Annotated in this window: 19 protein-coding genes and 3 pseudogenes; 8 read left to right on the top strand and 14 right to left on the bottom strand. The window is 65.0% G+C overall.

What is annotated here, in order from left to right:
* Nucleotides 1–22: 22 nt before the first annotated feature.
* Together ASG77_RS18905 and ASG77_RS18900 are read left to right on the top strand one after the other, a co-directional pair.
* Nucleotides 23–550, top strand: a complete 528-nt coding sequence (locus ASG77_RS18905) for a glutathione peroxidase (RefSeq protein WP_056348547.1) — start codon at nucleotides 23–25, stop codon at nucleotides 548–550.
* Nucleotides 551–672: 122 nt separating this feature from the next.
* The gene (locus tag ASG77_RS18900; RefSeq protein WP_056348544.1) at nucleotides 673–1,605 is read left to right on the top strand and encodes a phosphodiesterase; all 933 of its coding nucleotides are present in this window, start codon (nucleotides 673–675) and stop codon (nucleotides 1,603–1,605) included.
* A 64-nt stretch (nucleotides 1,606–1,669) separates the two neighbouring features.
* On the opposite strand, the gene ASG77_RS18895 is transcribed toward ASG77_RS18900, so the two are convergent.
* Together ASG77_RS18895 and ASG77_RS18890 are read right to left on the bottom strand one after the other, a co-directional pair.
* The gene (locus ASG77_RS18895; protein ID WP_056348996.1) at nucleotides 1,670–3,085 is read right to left on the bottom strand and encodes a stealth family protein; all 1,416 of its coding nucleotides are present in this window, start codon (nucleotides 3,083–3,085) and stop codon (nucleotides 1,670–1,672) included.
* Between the two features lie 283 nt (nucleotides 3,086–3,368).
* On the bottom strand, nucleotides 3,369–4,298 hold the full coding sequence (locus ASG77_RS18890; protein ID WP_056348540.1) for a hypothetical protein: 930 nt from the start codon (nucleotides 4,296–4,298) through the stop codon (nucleotides 3,369–3,371).
* Nucleotides 4,299–4,437: 139 nt separating this feature from the next.
* Here ASG77_RS18890 and ASG77_RS18885 point away from each other — a divergent pair, with 139 nt between their 5' ends.
* Together ASG77_RS18885 and ASG77_RS18880 are read left to right on the top strand one after the other, a co-directional pair.
* Complete coding sequence (locus tag ASG77_RS18885) at nucleotides 4,438–4,737, top strand: type II toxin-antitoxin system VapB family antitoxin (RefSeq protein ID WP_058930154.1); 300 nt, start codon at nucleotides 4,438–4,440, stop codon at nucleotides 4,735–4,737.
* Nucleotides 4,730–5,401 carry a LytR C-terminal domain-containing protein gene (locus ASG77_RS18880; RefSeq protein WP_056348533.1) on the top strand — a complete coding sequence of 224 codons (672 nt, stop codon included), beginning with the start codon at nucleotides 4,730–4,732 and terminating at the stop codon, nucleotides 5,399–5,401. Before ASG77_RS18885 ends, ASG77_RS18880 begins: the two co-directional genes overlap by 8 nt.
* A 48-nt stretch (nucleotides 5,402–5,449) precedes the next feature.
* On the opposite strand, the gene ASG77_RS18875 is transcribed toward ASG77_RS18880, so the two are convergent.
* From ASG77_RS18875 to ASG77_RS18840, 8 genes are all read right to left on the bottom strand, one after another.
* Complete coding sequence (locus tag ASG77_RS18875) at nucleotides 5,450–6,079, bottom strand: TetR/AcrR family transcriptional regulator (protein WP_056348530.1); 630 nt, start codon at nucleotides 6,077–6,079, stop codon at nucleotides 5,450–5,452.
* Nucleotides 6,080–6,321: 242 nt separating this feature from the next.
* Nucleotides 6,322–7,599 carry an MFS transporter gene (locus tag ASG77_RS18870; RefSeq protein ID WP_056348527.1) on the bottom strand — a complete coding sequence of 426 codons (1,278 nt, stop codon included), beginning with the start codon at nucleotides 7,597–7,599 and terminating at the stop codon, nucleotides 6,322–6,324.
* 74 nt (nucleotides 7,600–7,673) lie between these two features.
* Nucleotides 7,674–9,086, bottom strand: a complete 1,413-nt coding sequence (locus tag ASG77_RS18865; RefSeq protein WP_056348524.1) for an MBL fold metallo-hydrolase — start codon at nucleotides 9,084–9,086, stop codon at nucleotides 7,674–7,676.
* 123 nt (nucleotides 9,087–9,209) lie between these two features.
* The gene (gene trxA / locus ASG77_RS18860) at nucleotides 9,210–9,566 is read right to left on the bottom strand and encodes a thioredoxin (RefSeq protein WP_056348521.1); all 357 of its coding nucleotides are present in this window, start codon (nucleotides 9,564–9,566) and stop codon (nucleotides 9,210–9,212) included.
* Nucleotides 9,567–9,623: 57 nt separating this feature from the next.
* Nucleotides 9,624–9,920, bottom strand: a complete 297-nt coding sequence (locus ASG77_RS18855; RefSeq protein ID WP_056348517.1) for a rhodanese-like domain-containing protein — start codon at nucleotides 9,918–9,920, stop codon at nucleotides 9,624–9,626.
* A gap of 32 nt (nucleotides 9,921–9,952) precedes the next feature.
* Complete coding sequence (locus tag ASG77_RS18850; protein ID WP_056348515.1) at nucleotides 9,953–10,294, bottom strand: rhodanese-like domain-containing protein; 342 nt, start codon at nucleotides 10,292–10,294, stop codon at nucleotides 9,953–9,955.
* Between the two features lie 22 nt (nucleotides 10,295–10,316).
* Nucleotides 10,317–11,075, bottom strand: a complete 759-nt coding sequence (locus ASG77_RS18845; protein ID WP_056348513.1) for a sulfite exporter TauE/SafE family protein — start codon at nucleotides 11,073–11,075, stop codon at nucleotides 10,317–10,319.
* Nucleotides 11,072–11,689: a rhodanese-like domain-containing protein gene (locus ASG77_RS18840; RefSeq protein WP_056348510.1), complete on the bottom strand. Its 618-nt coding sequence runs from the start codon at nucleotides 11,687–11,689 to the stop codon at nucleotides 11,072–11,074. The genes ASG77_RS18845 and ASG77_RS18840 overlap by 4 nt, the downstream gene beginning before the upstream one ends.
* A 127-nt stretch (nucleotides 11,690–11,816) precedes the next feature.
* Between ASG77_RS18840 and ASG77_RS18835 the strand changes: the two genes are divergently transcribed.
* From ASG77_RS18835 to ASG77_RS22725, 4 genes and pseudogenes are all read left to right on the top strand, one after another.
* Nucleotides 11,817–12,074, top strand: a complete 258-nt coding sequence (locus tag ASG77_RS18835; RefSeq protein ID WP_056348507.1) for a metal-sensitive transcriptional regulator — start codon at nucleotides 11,817–11,819, stop codon at nucleotides 12,072–12,074.
* 30 nt (nucleotides 12,075–12,104) lie between these two features.
* Nucleotides 12,105–12,512 (top strand): DUF302 domain-containing protein, encoded by a 408-nt coding sequence (locus ASG77_RS18830; RefSeq protein ID WP_056348504.1) that lies wholly within the window; start codon nucleotides 12,105–12,107, stop codon nucleotides 12,510–12,512.
* Nucleotides 12,513–13,064: 552 nt separating this feature from the next.
* Nucleotides 13,065–13,343: pseudogene (locus ASG77_RS21540) on the top strand (recombinase family protein); the annotation flags it as partial.
* 40 nt (nucleotides 13,344–13,383) lie between these two features.
* Nucleotides 13,384–13,506 (top strand): annotated as a pseudogene (locus ASG77_RS22725) (AAA family ATPase); the annotation flags it as partial.
* Between the two features lie 106 nt (nucleotides 13,507–13,612).
* Here ASG77_RS22725 and ASG77_RS18825 read toward each other — a convergent pair.
* From ASG77_RS18825 to ASG77_RS22715, 4 genes and pseudogenes are all read right to left on the bottom strand, one after another.
* Entirely contained in the window at nucleotides 13,613–14,320 is a 708-nt protein-coding gene (locus ASG77_RS18825) for a DsbA family oxidoreductase (RefSeq protein WP_056348994.1), read from the bottom strand.
* A gap of 155 nt (nucleotides 14,321–14,475) precedes the next feature.
* Entirely contained in the window at nucleotides 14,476–15,006 is a 531-nt protein-coding gene (locus ASG77_RS18820) for a GNAT family N-acetyltransferase (protein ID WP_056348502.1), read from the bottom strand.
* Between the two features lie 22 nt (nucleotides 15,007–15,028).
* Nucleotides 15,029–15,412: pseudogene (locus ASG77_RS22720) on the bottom strand (sugar phosphate isomerase/epimerase family protein); the annotation flags it as partial.
* A 1-nt stretch (nucleotide 15,413) separates the two neighbouring features.
* Nucleotides 15,414–15,976, bottom strand: a 563-nt coding sequence (locus tag ASG77_RS22715; RefSeq protein WP_442854255.1) for a sugar phosphate isomerase/epimerase family protein, incomplete at both ends; no start/stop codon positions are given.

Genomic DNA, 15,976 nt, shown 5'->3' with positions numbered 1-15,976 from the left:
CCAACCTTTCAAGGACGGCGCTGTGACAGACCTGTACACCATTCCCCTCACTCTCAACGACGGCACCGAAACCGACTTTGGCCGGTTCAAGGGCAACGTGGTGGTGGTGGTGAACGTGGCGTCAAAGTGCGGTTTCACTCCGCAGTACGCGGGCCTGGAGACGCTATACGAGAAGTTCCGCGACCGCGGCTTCGATGTGCTCGGCGTTCCGTGCAACCAGTTCGCCGGCCAGGAGCCAGGCAACGACAGCGAGATCGCCGAGTTCTGCGAGCGGAATTTCGGTGTCACTTTCCCGCTGACGGCCAAGGCCAACGTGCGTGGTAAGGACCAGCATCCGCTCTATGCCGAGCTGACCAGGTTCAAAACCAGCGTGCTGCCCGGCCTGGTGAAATGGAACTTCGAGAAGTTCCTGGTCAACCGCGAGGGCGAGGTGGTGGCACGCTTTGCGCCCACCGTCGAACCAGACTCCGCCGAGGTCATCGACGCAATTGAAATGGCACTGGCAGAATTTGACGGACCGGCGGCCACAACCGAACTTTCCAAGGCTTAATTCTTTAGTTTTTTCCAACTTGGCCGCAACAATTTACCCACAGTTTGCCAATTGTCTGATTGGATAATAGTTACTGAAGGGTAGAAGGGAAACGCCGTTTCCCACCAACCACAGAGGCAGCAATGAAGCACATCGAGGCCGAACACCCCCGGCCACGCCACTTCCTTCTCCACCTGAGCGACCCCCACCTGTTGGGAGGTCCGGATCCCCTTTACGGCGCAGTTGACAGCGAAGCCAAGCTCATTCAGCTTTTCGACGAGGTCAGGGCTTCCGGCGCCCGGCCCGAGGCCGTGATCTTCACGGGTGACCTCGCCGACCAAGGCGACCCTCAAGCCTACGCAAAGCTCCGGGCAATTGTTGATCCCGCCTGCGAAGACATGGGCGCCCAAGTCATCTGGGCCATGGGAAACCACGACAACCGCGCCAACTTCCGGACCGGGCTGCTGGACGAGCCTGCCAGTGACGCACCGGTGGACCGCAGCTATTTCATCAACGGCCTGCGCATCATCACCATGGACACGTCGGTCCCGGGTTACCACCACGGCGAGCTAAGCCCGGCCCAGCTGGGATGGCTCACCCGCCAACTGGATACCCCGGCCCCCGACGGCACCATCCTGGCGCTCCACCATCCGCCGGTCCCGTCGGTCCTGGACCTTGCCGTGCTCGTGGAACTGCGGGACCAGGCAAGCCTGGCCTCCGTGGTCCGCAACTCCGACGTCCGGACTATTCTGGCTGGGCATCTGCACTACTCGACCACCGCCACCTTTGCGGGGATTCCTGTCTCCGTCGCCTCGGCCACGTGCTATACCCAGGACCTCAACGTCGCCGTCGGCGGCACCCGCGGCCGGGACGGCGGGCAGGCCTTCAACCTGGTGCATGTCTACGAGCACACCATTGTCCACTCCGTGGTTCCGCTGGGGAACGCGGCCACCGTAGGGGAGCATGTCACCTCGGAAATGACTGCCGAGCGACTGGCCGCCGCGGGCGTCAGCATCCCTGACAACGCCAAAACAGGAGGCGTCAGGAAGGTAGCCCTTCCGAACTACGCTATCTAGCCGCGCAAAGCCCGGCGGGTCGGAAGCCCTGACGTGGGCGCGACCAGCGTCAGGGCTGCGAGCGTCAGAGCTCCCAGGGCGCCTTGATGGGGTAGTACTTCTCCAGGAAGTCGGTCACGATCTCGGCGCGCTCGTCCGCGGGGACTTCGGGGAAGCTGCCGTCGTTGAGGCAGAAGAAGTCCATGTTCCGCTTGGCCAGCAGCTTGGGCAGGGAGTTCAGCCCGGCGCGGGCGGTGGTGTCCACGTAACGCACCTTGGCTGCGGTCTGCGTGACCGCACGGCCTGTCAGCAGCGCGTAGTAGTGGTAGAAGGAATTGGTGACCGAGATGTTGTCCGCGGCGCGGAACCTGCTCGCCGCCGTCTTCTGGAACTCCTCCGGGAACTCACGCTCCATCCTGGCCACAACGCTGCGCCGCAGCGGGGCGGCGGTGTGCTCCAGGTGCCGCGTGGTGATCCGACCGAACCGGTTCCAGAGCAGCTTGCGGTTCACGCGGGCGGCGTTCTCGAAGCCACTGCGTTCGGCATCGTTGTCGCCCAGCCCGATCCGGGTCTCGGCCTCGATGAACTTCGTGACGCCCCCCGGGGTGAAGAACATGTCCGGGCCCACCGAGCGGCCGAAGAACATGTCGTCATTCGAGTAGAGGAAGTGCTCCGAGAGGCCCTCGATGTGGTGGAGCTGGCATTCCACCGCCTGCGAGTTGTGCGTGGGCAGCACTGCGGGATCGGCGAAAAACTCATCGCTGCGGACAATGGTCACCGACGGGTGCTCCGCGAGCCACTCCGGGGCCGGGGAGTCTGTGGCGATAAAGATGCGGCGGATCCAGGGCGCGAACATGTAGATCGAGCGCAGGGCGTATTTGAGTTCGTTGATCTGCCGGAAGCGGGCTTCGTGGTCGTCGCCTTCGCCGAGAACCACACCCTGCTGCTGGGCACGGCGGGCCGCGATGTATTCGGGAGAGCTGCCGTCAACCCACGAAAACACCAGGTCGATGTCGAAGCTGATGTCGCTGGCATGGTCGGCGAACATGTTCTCGATGGTGGGCCAGGTGTGGCCGTACCGTTCAACCGTCCCGCGGACAGCGTCCTGGGACTGCATGGTGCGGCGGGTCAGGGAGTTTTCGATCGGGAGGATCAGCTGATCGCCCTCAAAGCTCCAGAGCTCAATCTGGACGCCGGCGGAGGAACCGAACTCGAAACCGCCGTCGGGTTCAACCCGTGGACGGTAGAGGCGGAAGATGCGGGCCTGACGGTTGGGTGAGAGATCCCCGTCAGCCACCAGCACCGAGGACTTCTTTTTCGCGTCCACGGTCATGGAGTACACGGGCTCGTTCCGGCAGGCCTCCACCAAGGCCGCCCGCAGCTTCTTGCGGTCTTTCCAGTCCAGGGCGATGACCGGACGGTCGTTGTTGCCACGCACCAAAAGGTAGTCCAGCCCGGCCTCCGCGAGCACATTGCGCAGGAACAACAGATCCTCAACCATGGCCTGGTACGGCGTCCGGTTGTGGTTGATCAGGGCATACCGGCCCTTGTGCCGGACGACGTCCGGCCGGTGTTTGAGGCGAGCTTCGGCAGCCGGAGACGTCACCTCCGTGTGTGTGCGCGGTTCTACGGACGCCTGGCCGCCGTAGTAGATCTCGTCCTGGACAGGTGCTTCTGTAATGGTTGTCTCCGTCGCGTGTAAATGGTAAGCGTTCTTATCTGAATAATAGCGCGACGCCCAAAATGGCAGGCCTCAAACAGGTGACTTCCGGCCGGGGACGGGCTCAGCCGACCATGGCCTCCCGCCAGCTGCGCAGGTAAGCTCCGCCGGCGTCGTCGTGAATGACATCTTCCCCAAGCCCGAGATCGGTGGCGGTCAACACGTCATAGGGCTTGACCGGAACGCCGTCCGCCGGGCGGACATCAACGTGTTTTACGGGGTGGTCATTGTGGTGGAGCCAGTCCGCCATGGCGTAGTCCGTGCGGGAATCACCCACCGTCCGCCACGCCAGCGGCGTGATGCCCTGTGCCGCCAGCAACTCCACGGCGCGGCTGGCGCCGAGGTCTTTGCCGAGCCGCACTGACTCAATATCGGTGGAAATAATGGTGGGATCGACGCGGTAGTCCACCTCGTCGTCGGAATTCGGTGCGTGGTGCTCCAGGCGGACCACGCCCATGCCGTGGCGGGTCATGAGGTCCATGGCGTCGGAGTCGAAAAGCTTCTGTTCGGCCAGGTAGTCGGCGGAGGGCACGTCGATGTGCTGCTCAACGGACACCATGGCACGTTTCGTCTCGTCAAAAAACATGTGCCTGGAGTAGTCCTCGGCCACGAGCCGGCGGACGTCATCGCCGTAGGCCTTGGGCACGGCCAGTTCGTGATCAACGTGGATGGGGCCGGGCCCGGCGGCCGTGTAGCTGAACCACACGGCGCCCTTCTCGCAAATGGCGTGGATGACTGTCCCGGCGGGAATGCCGGCGGCGATCATCGGCTCCATGACCTGCTCCCGGATGAAGGTATCGGAGCGGCCGGTATTGAAAATGACCGGAATTCCGGCAGTGGCCAGCGCCACCAGATCGGCAATGATGCCGGGTTTCACATCACGGGTCACGGGGCTGGCCACGGGTCCGTCAACGTCGAGCAGGAGGGCGAGGGGCGGGGTGGACGGCAGGCGGACGCCGGGCGTGGTGCTGGCAGGGAATTCGGGTGCAGTCATGGCTCCATTGTGTCAGCCACTGGCCTCTGATCCTGCGCCGGCGGCGCAATGTCCACGGCATGTGACAGTTTGGCTACAACCTTGGGATGCTGCGGGCCGGACACTTCTCTTGGGCCGCCAAGCTGCCTAGGGTGGCATGGTGATCTTCAAAGCTGTGGGCGAGGGACGCCCGTATCCCGACCATGGTTTCAACACGCCCAAACAGTGGGCGTCGCTGCCGCCGCGCCCTGTCCGCCTGGACGAACTGGTGACCACCAAACGGACGCTGGACCTCGAAGCGCTCCTGGCGGAAGACTCCACCTTTTTCGGTGACCTCTTCCCCCACGTGGTGCAGTACCAGGGAACCCTGTATTTGGAGGACGGGCTGCACCGCGCCGTCCGGACAGCGCTGCACCAGCGGACCGCCATCCACGCCCGCGTGCTGGTCATAGATGGCTAGGAAACCCAAGGACGCCAGCGTCCTGCACGGCCACCACGTTGTCACCGGCCCCGAACTGCGGGCCACGTTTGAGGCTGCCGGCGACCCCGACAATCCCGTGCGGGTGCGCCGCCGCGTGGTGCATGGAGTGGTCCTGGTTTTGCTGCTTGGCCTTATTGCCGGCGCCATCATCGTTGCGCTGGCCATCATGAACGGACAGTTGAAGCTTCCGACGACGGCGGGCAGCGACGAGCCCCGGGCCACCTGTCCCGGGGCCACCTTTGACTACACCCCCAACGACAAAATCAACCTCAACGTGTTTAACTCGACCAGCCGCCCCGGGCTGGCCCGCTCTGTGGCGGATGAGTTGCTGGTCCGGAAGTTCGTGGTGGGGGCTGTGGCCAACACGGAGGCCGGCTTCCGCGGCGTGGCTGCGGTGGTTTCCGGGGCTGCCGGGCAGTCTGCCGCCTTCAGCGTCCAGCGGAACCTGCCGGGCTCCGACTACTTCCAGGACGGCCGGACGGACGCCAGCGTTGACGTGATTCTTTCCAGCGATTTCAAAGAGCTGGCCGCCGCGGACCGTGTGGACCAGACGCCAGGGACGCTCAGCTGCCCGCGTGAAAGCCGGCGGATCGCTGACGATGCCAAGTGGCCGGTGATTCCGACGGCTGGCGCCACACCCTAGGCCCGGCACCCAGACCCTAGGCTCCCCAGTCCCTAGGCACCCACGCCCCTAGCTGACGCGCAGGGGTGCGCCGTCGTCGTCGAACCTTGCGCCGGCGCCCAGCTGGATGAACCGCACGGTCCGGGCGATCCGGGCCTCAAGTTCGGCGGGCTCGTTGCTGCCGCGTGCGGCGCTGGAGGAGAGGGTGCCGTGGATGAGCTGCGCCTGCTGGCCAATGTCCGCTTGCGGCAGGTACCCCTGCGCCATGCCGTCCCGGAGGATGCCCTGCAGCAGGACGCTGAGTTCACCCACGTGGTCGGCCAGTTTCGCAAAGGACGACGGCGACAGCACCGCCGCCATCGCCGGTCCGGGCGGGAGATGGCGGCGGCTGAGGTCCTCCACCTGGGTGCGCACGTACAGGGCCAGCCGTTCGACGGGGTTATCGAGCGCGCTCAGTGAGTCCCGGAGTTCGGCGAGGAAGCGCTCGGTCTCGTCCAGGGCGTAGGAGATCAGCAGTTCTTCGATGTCGGCGTAGTAGTTGTACACCGCGGTCCGCCCCACCCCGGCGTGCCGGGCGACGTCAGTCATAGTCAGTCCGGGCAGGCCGTGGGTGAACAGGAGCTCCCCGAACGCGGTCAGGACCCGGCGTTGCGTCTCGGCGCGTTGCGCGGCGTTGGTGGCCGCCGAAATCCTGGGCATGCAGACACATTACCGCGATGTGTCAGTAAACCCGGAGTTTTTGTCCAGATAATCTCGTTTTTGGTGGCCGTGGCGAGTTCTAGCGGTCACAGTTGCAGCACCCCCTTGTGGGTTTTGGCGGTGCGTGGCGGCGTCTTGTTGTTGTCGGTATGTGCCGCGATTTGCCGATGAACTGCGTCTTCTGAAGGCTGTCCGTTCCTCCAGGATCACGTGGGCTGCCGTGTCAGGCAAACGGCCAGTTTCTACCCCGTTGTGTGGTCGTTGCCGCGCATTCGAACGGCGACCACTAAGCCGGAGACGGCAGTGAGAGCGGCGACTGTGGCGATGGCTGCGGGAATCCCATACAGGTCCGCGAGGAGTCCGGCAAGGAGCGCCCCTACGGCGAAACCACCGTCACGCCAGAGCCGGTAAACCCCGACGGAGCGTGCCCGCCAGGTGGGGTGTGAGACGTCTCCGATTGCAGCCAGGAGGGCGGGGTACACCATGGCCGTTCCGAGTCCCAGGAGGACAGCGGCGACGAGCCAGGGTCCGAAGCTGTGGGCTGTGGCGACTATCGCGAGTCCCGCGGCCTGGACCAGCATGCCGGCCACGATGAGCCATTTGCGGCCCCACCGGTCTGAGGCGGCCCCCGTGAAAAGTTGCCCGGCGCCCCAGACCGCGGGGTAGACGGCGGCCAGGATGCCTACCTGGTTCAGGCTTAGCCCGGAGCTGACGAACAAGACCGGGAATAGGCCCCAGGCGAGGCCATCGTTGAGGTTGTTAACCAGACCCGCCTGGCTGACTGCGGAGAGTGACCGGTCCTTGAAGCTTGTGAGTGCGAAAACCTGGCCGGCCGTGAGGCCGGCGTGCACACTGCCGTGTGTGCTGACGTACTGGGAGGCCTCGGTCCTGGCGTGGTGGTGGGTTTCGCGCACAGTCAGGACAGACAGGCTTAAACCGAGGGCGATGTATGCGGCTCCGAGGAGGAAGGGGCCGGGGCGGAGGCCATATGCGGAGGCAATGTATCCGGTGGCCAGGGAAGTGACGGCGACCCCGAGGTAGCCTGCCGCCTCGTTCAGGCCCATGGCGAGGCCGCGTTGCTTCGGTCCGACAAGGTCCATTTTCATGATCACTGCCGTGGACCAGGTCAGGCCTTGGCTGATGCCCAGGAACACATTCGCCGCGACAATCCATCCCCAGGACGGCCCGAAGATGAGCATGATCGGTACGGGGATCGCTACAAGCCATCCTGCGACGAGGACGGGTTTGCGGCCATACCGGTCTGAGAGCGTTCCGGCGAAGTAGTTCGTCGCGGCCTTGGAAAGGCCGAAGGCGAGAATATAAGTCAGCGCGCTTGTGTACAGGTCCAGCTGGAATGTCTGGGAAGCGAGCAGGGGCAGGACAGTGCGCTCCTGCCCGAGTGTCCCGCCCACCAGGGCGTTAACTGCCACGAGCAGCATGAACTGCGCCAGGTTTTGCCGAAGACCCAGCACGGCTCCCGTGGAACCTGGGTTATGGCGCGGGAGTGTGGTGCCCGGCATTTTGGGTTGCTCCGTTCATGGTGGGCTCATAAAGGTGCCCGGGCAGGCGGGGGCCTGCCCGGGCGGTTTAGGGGTTATTTCGCTGCGACGGCGTTCTGCCGCGTCTGCTGCCACATGGTCCAGGCTGCGTAGCTGCCGTCAAGTTCGACGACGTCGTACCCGGCCCGGCGCAGCGCGCTGGCGGCAACGGAGTTCCGAACACCGGACTGGCAGTAGGTCACGATGGTGCCCTCGGTGGGCAGTTCGTCGAGGTGCCACATGACGCGGCCGCCGCTGAGCTGGTGGGAGCCGGGGATGTGCCCGGCGGTGTGCTCGGTCCTGTTGCGGACATCCAGCACCATGGCAGCGTCGAAGCCGTCGAGTTCCTCGGGCTGGATCAACTTCGGGGTGGTCGTGGGCAGTCCGTCGATGCTGGTGACGTAGCCGGCGACGTTGTCGATGCCGACGCGGACCAGGTGGTCCCACATGTCCTGGGCCTGTTCCTGGTCGGATGCCAGCAGCACCAGCGGGTTCTTGTCTGTCGCAGGGTTCACCACCCAGGCGCCGTAGCTGGCAACTGACTTCCCGGCGGGGACGTTCAAGGAACAGGCAACCGTCCCTTCGTGGACCTCAGCGTTGGGGCGGGTGTCGATTAACGTGACCTTGTCCGCTGCCAGGTCCTTTGCGACGTCGGCGGTGTCCAGCTCCGTGAGGGGCGTACGGTCGCCCATCACGGCAGGACCTTCACGGTTTTCCCGCTTCATCCGGCCGAAGTAGGCGTGGGCGTCGGGCTGGCCATCGAGGAGTTCGTCAATGAAGCCCTGCTCGTCGTTCGCGGCCAGGTACGGGCCCCACCAGGCGTAGAGGCGCTCGTAGCCGACCGTGGAGGAGGGAATCGCGCCCAGTGCCTTGCCGCAGGCACTGCCGGCACCGTGGGCCGGGTGGACCTGGACGTAGTCCGGCAGGGTCAGGAACTTGTCCCGCAGGCTGGCGAAGAGCTGCCTGGCCCCCTTGAAGCGGGTGTCGATGCCGCCGGCCGCCTCATCAAGCAGGTCCGGGCGGCCCAGGTCCCCGGAGAAGACAAAGTCCCCGGAGAGCAGGTAGCCGGGCTGGTCGCTGAACGCGCCGTCGGTGACCAGGAAGGACAGGTGCTCCGGCGTGTGACCCGGGGTGTGCACGGCCTGGATGCTGATATTGCCCAGGGTGATCTTGTCGCCGTCGTAGAGGCGTTCGCCGTCGAATGCGTACTGCCAGTCCGGTCCGCCCTCGCCGGAGACATAGATCTTCGCGCGGGTAGCGGCGGCAAGTTCACGGGTGCCGGAAAGGTAGTCGGCGTGGATGTGGGTCTCGGTGACGGCCACGATCTTCATGCCGTTCTTCTCGGCGAGATCCTGGTACACCGCGATGTCGCGGCGGCCGTCGACAACAATGGCTTCACCCTTGGCCTGGCAGCCAATCAGGTAGCTGGCCTGGGCGAGGTCTTCATCGTAAATGCGCTCGATAAGCATCTGGTGCTCTCCTTCAAGTAAGGGGTGGAGAAATCTGCGGTGTGATCTGGTATCAAGAATAATACCCCTGGGGGTATCTAGCGAAGAGGGGTGTGCGCAGGGAAGTCCCTGCCTGTGCTAGGCCTATTGCTGGGCTGCGTCTGCCCGGAGCTTGTCCATGTCCAGGTTCTTTACCGCCTGGATCACTTCTTCCAGGCTGGTGGCGTTGAGGGCTCCGGGCTGGGAGAAGACCAGTTTGTTGTCCTTGAACGCCATCAGCGTGGGGATGGAGGTGATGTTCGCCGCTGCGGCGAGGGCATGCTCTGCTTCGGTGTCCACCTTGGCGAAGGTGATGTCCGGATGCCGTTCTGCTGCGTTCCCGTAGGTGGGGGCGAACATGCGGCAGGGGCCGCACCATGCTGCCCAGAAGTCAACGAAGACGATCTCGTTGCTCTCCAGGGTCTCGGTGAAGCTCTGTTCGGTGACGTCGATGATTGCCATCGTCTTTCGTGTCCTTTCGGGCGTTGTCTTGAGTGGTTGGAGCCGGGACTGCAGGGGTCAAGTGATGGGGAGGCCGGCGCGGGTCCAGGCGATCATGCCGCCGGCCATGGTGTCCGCGGAAAAGCCGGCTCCGTTGAGGGCCTCGGCGACGCGGGCGGACCGGTTGCCGCTGCGGCAGACCGCAATGACGGGGACTGCAGGGTCCAGTTCGGACAGGCGCGCCTGGAGCTGCCCCATGGGGATGTGCAGGGCGCCGGGGACGATGCCTTCCTCGACTTCGAAGTCCTCGCGGACATCGAGGATGCGGGCGGTGGAGCGGCGCTGCTCGGCTTCGGTGATGGTGATTTCAGCCATTGGATTCTCCTTCGAAATAGTGCGGGCTGTTGTTAGCGGACGGGTTCGCCGGCCTGGCGCCAGGCCGCCATGCCGCCGCGCAGCGAGTAGGCGTCGTAGCCTTTCGCGGCGAGCAGCCGGGCCGCGGCAGCGGACCGTACCCCGGAGGCGCACACGGCGATGACGGGCCGGGTTTTCTGGATCCCGGCGGCGCTGGTCTGTAGCCGGTCCAAGGGAACGTGTTTGGCCTGCGGGGCGCGGCCGGTGCGCCATTCCTGCGCCGATCGGACATCGATCAGGGTGGCGCCAGAGCCCAGGAGTTCTTTGGCCTGGGCGACACTGATGGTCTTATAGGGCTTACTGAAGGCCTTTTTGAGGGAATCTATCAATCCCATGGTGTTCTCCTGTTTAGTGCGGTCAGGCGGTGACGGTGCCAGCGGCGACCCACGCCGCGACGGCGAAGATGAGTACCGCGAATGAGATGCGGATGTGCGAGTCCTTCAGGCGGCGGGCCAGCCGGGCGGCGACGAGGGAACCCAGGATGGCCGGGACCGCGAACGCCAGGGTGGTTGCCCAGTCGATGATGTACCCGGCGGCATGGGCACTGAATCCAGCGGCGGAGTTGATGACAATTATCGCCAGGGACGTTCCGACGGCCTGCTTCATGCGCAGACCCAGGAAGATGGTCAGTGCGGGGGTGATGAGGAAGCCTCCGCCAACCCCGAGCAGTCCGGTGAGGAAGCCCACGAGCAGCCCTACTCCTACGGCCTTCGGGGCGCAGGATCGGAAGGCCCGGCCTGGCCCCGCGCTGCAGGACCCTTCGGATTCCCGCGGCTTCCGGAACATCCGGATTCCCGCGGCCATCATGATCACGGCGAAGGCAAGCATCAGGATGTTCGGGTCCAGCAGCCGGCCTAGGGCTGCACCGCCCCACGCGGCCGGGATCCCAGCAGCCCCGACCAGTGCGATTACTGGCCAGTTCAGGCCCTCCCGGACCCGGGGCAACAGGGCGGCCAGCGAGGACACACCCACCACCAGTAGAGAGGTGGGGATGGCCTGGGCCGGGCTCATGCCCACTCCGTACACAAGGGCCGGAACGGCGATGATCGACCCGCCGCCGCCTACTACGCCCAGGACGATCCCGACGATGAGCCCAAAACCCAGGGCCGGAATCATGCCGCGAGGTCCTCTTCAGGTGCCGGCGCGGGCAACTGCAGGATGACGCTTTCGCGGGTGGGTTCCTTGGTGGCTTTGTTCCACGGCATGGCCGAGAGGGCCTGGCCCATGGCACAGGTGTTGGTGGCTGCGGAGAACGTGAGGCCTGCGCCAATGGCGCCGGCCAGCAAGCGGATCCTTGGCGAGATGAACCGGCCGCCGGCCAGGCCCAGGACCACCAGCGAGCCTGCGGCGAGGCGGACCTGACGCTCCAGGTCCCAGCGGGCCTTGCCCTTCACAACGTCGCCGCCGGCGGCAGCGAAGCCGGGCGCCCCGCCGGTCAGGACGTAGGCGCTGTCGATCCCTGACTTGCCCAGCCGCTGGCGTGCCTGCTCGGCGCGCGCTCCGGACTGGCAGACCAGCACGACGCGGGAGCCCAAGCGGGCGGCGAGTTCATCGGTGTGCTCTGACAGCAGCGGCAGCGGGACGTTGTAGGAGCCCCGGATATGCATGGACTCGAATTCGGCGGCGGAGCGCACGTCGATCACGACAAGGTCCTGGTGCTCAGCGATCCAGATGCGCAGGGTCTCGGGATCCAGAGCGGTAACGGCTGGAGCCGTGGAGGGGGAAGTCATGTGCGGGCCTCTCGAAAGGGTTCGTTAGGTGAATACCCCACCCAGTATTACAGATACCCCCGGGGGTACGCAAAACACCCTAGGGGGTATAGGATTGAGCCAAGCCCCCAGACCTTTGGAGTAACCCTTGGAACTCAATCCCTCAGAACTGACACCCGTAATCAACCGGCTCAAGCGCGCCCAGGGCCAGCTCGCCGCCGTCACGCGCATGCTTGAAGAAGGCCGGGACTGCAAGGACGTCGTCACCCAGCTCGCGGCAGTGTCCAAAGCCCTCGACCGGGCCGGATTCGCCATCATCGCCACAGGCCTGGAGCAGTGCATCGTCCAGAAGGACGCAACGATGGACCGAAAGGAACTGGAAAAGCTCTTCCTCTCCCTCGCCTGACAAAACCCCACTCTCAGCCCAGGAAGAACCATGACGTACACACTCAGCACGACTATCGCTCTTCCGTGGGCCGAAGCCTTGGATCTCACCCGGGACGCCCTGGCAGCCCAAGGGTTCGGAATCCTTACCGAGATCAATCTCCGCTCCACCTTCGAAGCCAAGCTTGGAACCGAAGCCGCTGACGCCGTCGGCGACTACGTCATCCTTGGGGCCTGCAACCCCGCCCTGGCCAGCCGCGCCCTTGCTGCGGAGCCCGAAATCGGCGTGCTCCTGCCCTGCAACGTCGTCGTCCGCCGCAGCATAGACGCAGGAACCACCACCATCGAGGCCATCGACCCACAGACCATGGTCCAGCTCAGCACTGAGCCGGCAGTCAAAGAAATCGCCGACGACGCCGGCACTCGCCTGCGCAGAGCCCTCGCCACCTTGAGCAACTAACGGAAGACGCAATGCCCGCCAACGAGAGCACCCCGATAGTGCCAGAAGAAGGGAACGGTCCGGGCTGCTGCTCCATGCATCCGGTGCGCTGGAGCCCGACACCCTGGCCGGCATCCTCCGCAGCACAGCCAATGCCCGTGCCGCCCTCAAACCGCGAGTGGCCATCGAAGTAGTGGTCCAAGGCCCCGGCGTCCGGCTCCTCGCTGCAGACTCTCCGGCCAACGAGGCGCCATCACCTACGCCCGGCAACTGGAGGTAAAAATTCTTGCCTGGGCGAACAGCCTGCGCTCTGCGGGGCTGGAAGCAGGTGACCTTAGCGCCGGCATCGGCACCGTTTCAGCAGCAGTGGCGCACCTTTCCGAGCGCCAGTGGCAGGGCTGGGCCTACGTGCGGCCCCGACTGCCCGTCTGCCACCCACCTGCGTCGAGCCGTTCGGCCCCGAACTTGGAAAGCATTTCAAGACACTGTTCCGGACCTGGGAAGGCGTTAGCGGCCAGCTGAGAAAGCCGGGCTCACCGATGTCCCGGAAACACGTCTCACCACAGCGATGCACTGGTCTCCGCCGGCGTGCAGAAGCGCGACGTTTTCGCCGGTGTGACCTCGGGAAGTAAGACGGCGATCGAACGGCCCGGAATGAAGAGGATCCTTGAGTACGCCGAGGAGGACGACACCGTCGTTGTGTGGCGGGTCGACCGGTTGGGCCGTTCCCTAATCGACGTGCTGGACACAGTGAATCTGCTGAGAGAAAGCGGCGTCCAGGTCCGATCCATCTCAGACGGTATTGACCCAGCGACCTCGACGGGCCGGCTGATGCTGAACATGCTCGCTTCTCCCACCGGTACCGCGCCCCCCCGGCAGAGAAGAACTCCTCAACTTCCGGGTCCTCGAACGTCTTTTCCCGCAGATCACCCGCGTCCTCAAAATCAACCAACTCGAAACCATCACCGATGACGTCGTCGAAGCAGCAGCAAGCATTCTCGTGATCGGGAACTAGCGACACGGAGCGAAAACAGAAAGCCGCCACCTAACGCCCAACTCCACAACCCGTTGGGTGGATTATCTGGACAAAAACTCAGCGGGCCGGGTTGGATCGGGCGGGGTCAGACGGCGCAGCCGTCGGGGCCGCAGGCCTCGCCGTCGTTGCCGTCCGCGGCGGTGACCAGAACCAGGGGGTTGGTCTCCTGCCAGGCCTGGTTGAGCGCCGCCGTGAACGTTTCGGCAGGCTGGGCACCCGAGAGGCCAAACTTGCGGTCAATCACAAAGAACGGGACGCCCGTGATGCCCAGGGCGCGGGCTTCCTCGAAATCGAAGCGGACGTCGTCGGCGTATTTGTCCGTGGTGAAGAGTTCGGCGACTTCATCGGTGTTGAGGCCCAGCTCCTGGCCCAGCGCGGTGAGGTAGTCGGCGCTGCCAATGTCCTTGCCGTGCTCGAAATGGTCGCTCAGCAGGCGTTCCTTCGCGGCATCCTGCTGTCCGTGCTGGGCCGCGAGATGGATCAGGCGGTGGGCAGTGAAGCTGTTCGCCACCACCACCTGGTCGAACCGGTAGTCCAGGCCCTCGCCCTTGGCCTGCTCGGTGACGTGGTCAAACATCTGCGAGACCTGCGCCGGGGCCATGCCCTTGCGCGTGCTCAGGTAATCCAGCTCGGTGCCGTCGTAATGCTCCGGGAGGGTGGGGTCCAGCTGGTAGCTGCGCCACTTCACCTCCACAGCGTCGCGGTGCGGGAACTCGGCCAGGGCCGCCTCGAACCGGCGCTTGCCGATGTAGCACCACGGACACGCGACGTCTGACCAGATCTCAATCTTCATGCTTGCCACAACCCCGCCTGCCCCGGGGCCATTCCGCGGAGGGGTGTCAGATTGGTCACCATTGAGTGCGAACGGACACTCGAGGCCCTCAGCCGCGGGGCCTCAAGTATCCCTTCGCGCTGGGTGTTGGCGGTGGGTGTGTCGCGTTGGATCGGTCAGACGGCTCGCTCCAGGACGAAGTCGTGCTCCACGGTGGTTCCCAGCCGGAAGGACTTGCTGCCCACCTTGCGGAAACCGGACTTTTCGTAGAACCGGATGGCCCGGGCGTTCTGGCTGTTGACCCCCAGCCATACTCCGGCCGCGCCCGCTTCTGCCGCAGCCTGGAGGCTGGCGCGCATCAGTTCGCCGGCCGCGCCCAGGCCGTGATGCTCGGGGTGGACGTAGCATTTGCTGAGCTCCATGGACGGCAGGACCTTCAGCGCCGATGCCACATCCGGGTCCCCTGCCGGTCGGTTGACGAGCAGGCTGTAGCCGCGGAGCGCGCCGTCGGCGTCAATGACCAGGATGCTGACATATGGATCCGCCAGGTACTCCCGGAAGTGCCTTTCGCTGAGCGTGTTGGCCACGTGCGCGGCAATGTCCTCCGGTGACGACGACGGCGGGCACGCCAGCGGGAAGGTGACGGCCGCCAGGGCGGCGAGCGGGCCGGCGTCGTCCGCTGTTGCCTTTCGGATCGTGTGGGTCATGCAGGGATTCTACGTGCGCTTCCTAGGGCTTCGTGCTGAAAGCGGCGTCGAAGCTGGTCTGGGAGGCGGGGAAGTCGAATTTCTTCAGCGCTGCGAGGGCTTCCGGTGCGCCGTGGAGCCGGTCCATGCCGGCGTCTTCCCATTCGACGGAGATGGGTCCGGTGTAGCCGATCGCGGYCAGGGCGCGGAAGGATGATTCCCAGGGRACGTCGCCGCGGCCGGCGGAGACGAAGTCCCAGCCCCGCCGCGGGTCGCCCCACGGCAGGTGCGAGCCCATGACGGTGTTCCGGCCGGTGGGGCGGAGCTTSGTGTCCTTGCAGTCCACGTGGTAGATCCGGTCCTTGAAGTCCCAGATGAAGGAGACGGGGTCGATGCCCTGCCACATGAAGTGCGAGGGGTCCCAGTTNGTGTCCTTGCAGTCCACGTGGTAGATCCGGTCCTTGAAGTCCCAGATGAAGGAGACGGGGTCGATGCCCTGCCACATGAAGTGCGAGGGGTCCCAGTTCAGGCCGAACGCGGGCCGGTGGCCGATCGCTTCGAGGGTGCGGACGGTGGTCCAGTAGTCGTAGGCGATCTCGGAGGGGTGGACTTCGTGGGCGAAGCGGACACCGCATTCGTCGAAGACGTCCAGGATGGGGTTCCAGCGGTCTGCGAAGTCCTGGTAGCCGGCCTCGATCACGGAGGCGGGGACGGGCGGGAACATGGCCACGTACTGCCAGATGGAGGAGCCGGTGAATCCGACGACGGTGTCCACGCCGAGTGCYTTGGCGAGCCGGGCGGTGTGTTTCATTTCCTCGGCGGCGCGTTGGCGGACGCCTTCGGGATCGCCGTCGCCCCAGACCTTCGCGCCCACGATCGCTTCGTGCCGGAAGTCGATGGGGTCATCGCAGACGGCCTGGCCCTTGAGGTGGTTGGAGATGGCCCAGACCTTCAGGTTGTACTTTGCCAGCACGGCGAGTTTGGACTCGAC

Source organism: Arthrobacter sp. Soil762, assembly GCF_001428335.1.
Classification (GTDB): Bacteria; Actinomycetota; Actinomycetes; order Actinomycetales; family Micrococcaceae; genus Arthrobacter.
This window is presented reverse-complemented; position numbering and strand designations above follow the sequence as displayed.

Excerpts from the sequence above, each read along its gene's own strand:
- ASG77_RS18895 (WP_056348996.1), bottom strand. The coding sequence starts at position 3,085 with ATGGTTGAGGATCTGTTGTTCCTGCGCAATGTGCTCGCGGAGGCCGGG.
- ASG77_RS18870 (WP_056348527.1), bottom strand. The coding sequence starts at position 7,599 with ATGCCGGGCACCACACTCCCGCGCCATAACCCAGGTTCCACGGGAGCC.
- ASG77_RS18850 (WP_056348515.1), bottom strand. The coding sequence starts at position 10,294 with ATGGGATTGATAGATTCCCTCAAAAAGGCCTTCAGTAAGCCCTATAAG.
- ASG77_RS18875 (WP_056348530.1), bottom strand. The coding sequence starts at position 6,079 with ATGCCCAGGATTTCGGCGGCCACCAACGCCGCGCAACGCGCCGAGACG.
- ASG77_RS18865 (WP_056348524.1), bottom strand. The coding sequence starts at position 9,086 with ATGCTTATCGAGCGCATTTACGATGAAGACCTCGCCCAGGCCAGCTAC.
- ASG77_RS18880 (WP_056348533.1), top strand. The coding sequence starts at position 4,730 with ATGGCTAGGAAACCCAAGGACGCCAGCGTCCTGCACGGCCACCACGTT.
- ASG77_RS18855 (WP_056348517.1), bottom strand. The coding sequence starts at position 9,920 with ATGGCTGAAATCACCATCACCGAAGCCGAGCAGCGCCGCTCCACCGCC.
- ASG77_RS18845 (WP_056348513.1), bottom strand. The coding sequence starts at position 11,075 with ATGATTCCGGCCCTGGGTTTTGGGCTCATCGTCGGGATCGTCCTGGGC.
- ASG77_RS18900 (WP_056348544.1), top strand. The coding sequence starts at position 673 with ATGAAGCACATCGAGGCCGAACACCCCCGGCCACGCCACTTCCTTCTC.
- ASG77_RS18830 (WP_056348504.1), top strand. The coding sequence starts at position 12,105 with ATGACGTACACACTCAGCACGACTATCGCTCTTCCGTGGGCCGAAGCC.
- ASG77_RS18840 (WP_056348510.1), bottom strand. The coding sequence starts at position 11,689 with ATGACTTCCCCCTCCACGGCTCCAGCCGTTACCGCTCTGGATCCCGAG.
- ASG77_RS18825 (WP_056348994.1), bottom strand. The coding sequence starts at position 14,320 with ATGAAGATTGAGATCTGGTCAGACGTCGCGTGTCCGTGGTGCTACATC.
- ASG77_RS18890 (WP_056348540.1), bottom strand. The coding sequence starts at position 4,298 with ATGACTGCACCCGAATTCCCTGCCAGCACCACGCCCGGCGTCCGCCTG.
- ASG77_RS18820 (WP_056348502.1), bottom strand. The coding sequence starts at position 15,006 with ATGACCCACACGATCCGAAAGGCAACAGCGGACGACGCCGGCCCGCTC.
- trxA (WP_056348521.1), bottom strand. The coding sequence starts at position 9,566 with ATGGCAATCATCGACGTCACCGAACAGAGCTTCACCGAGACCCTGGAG.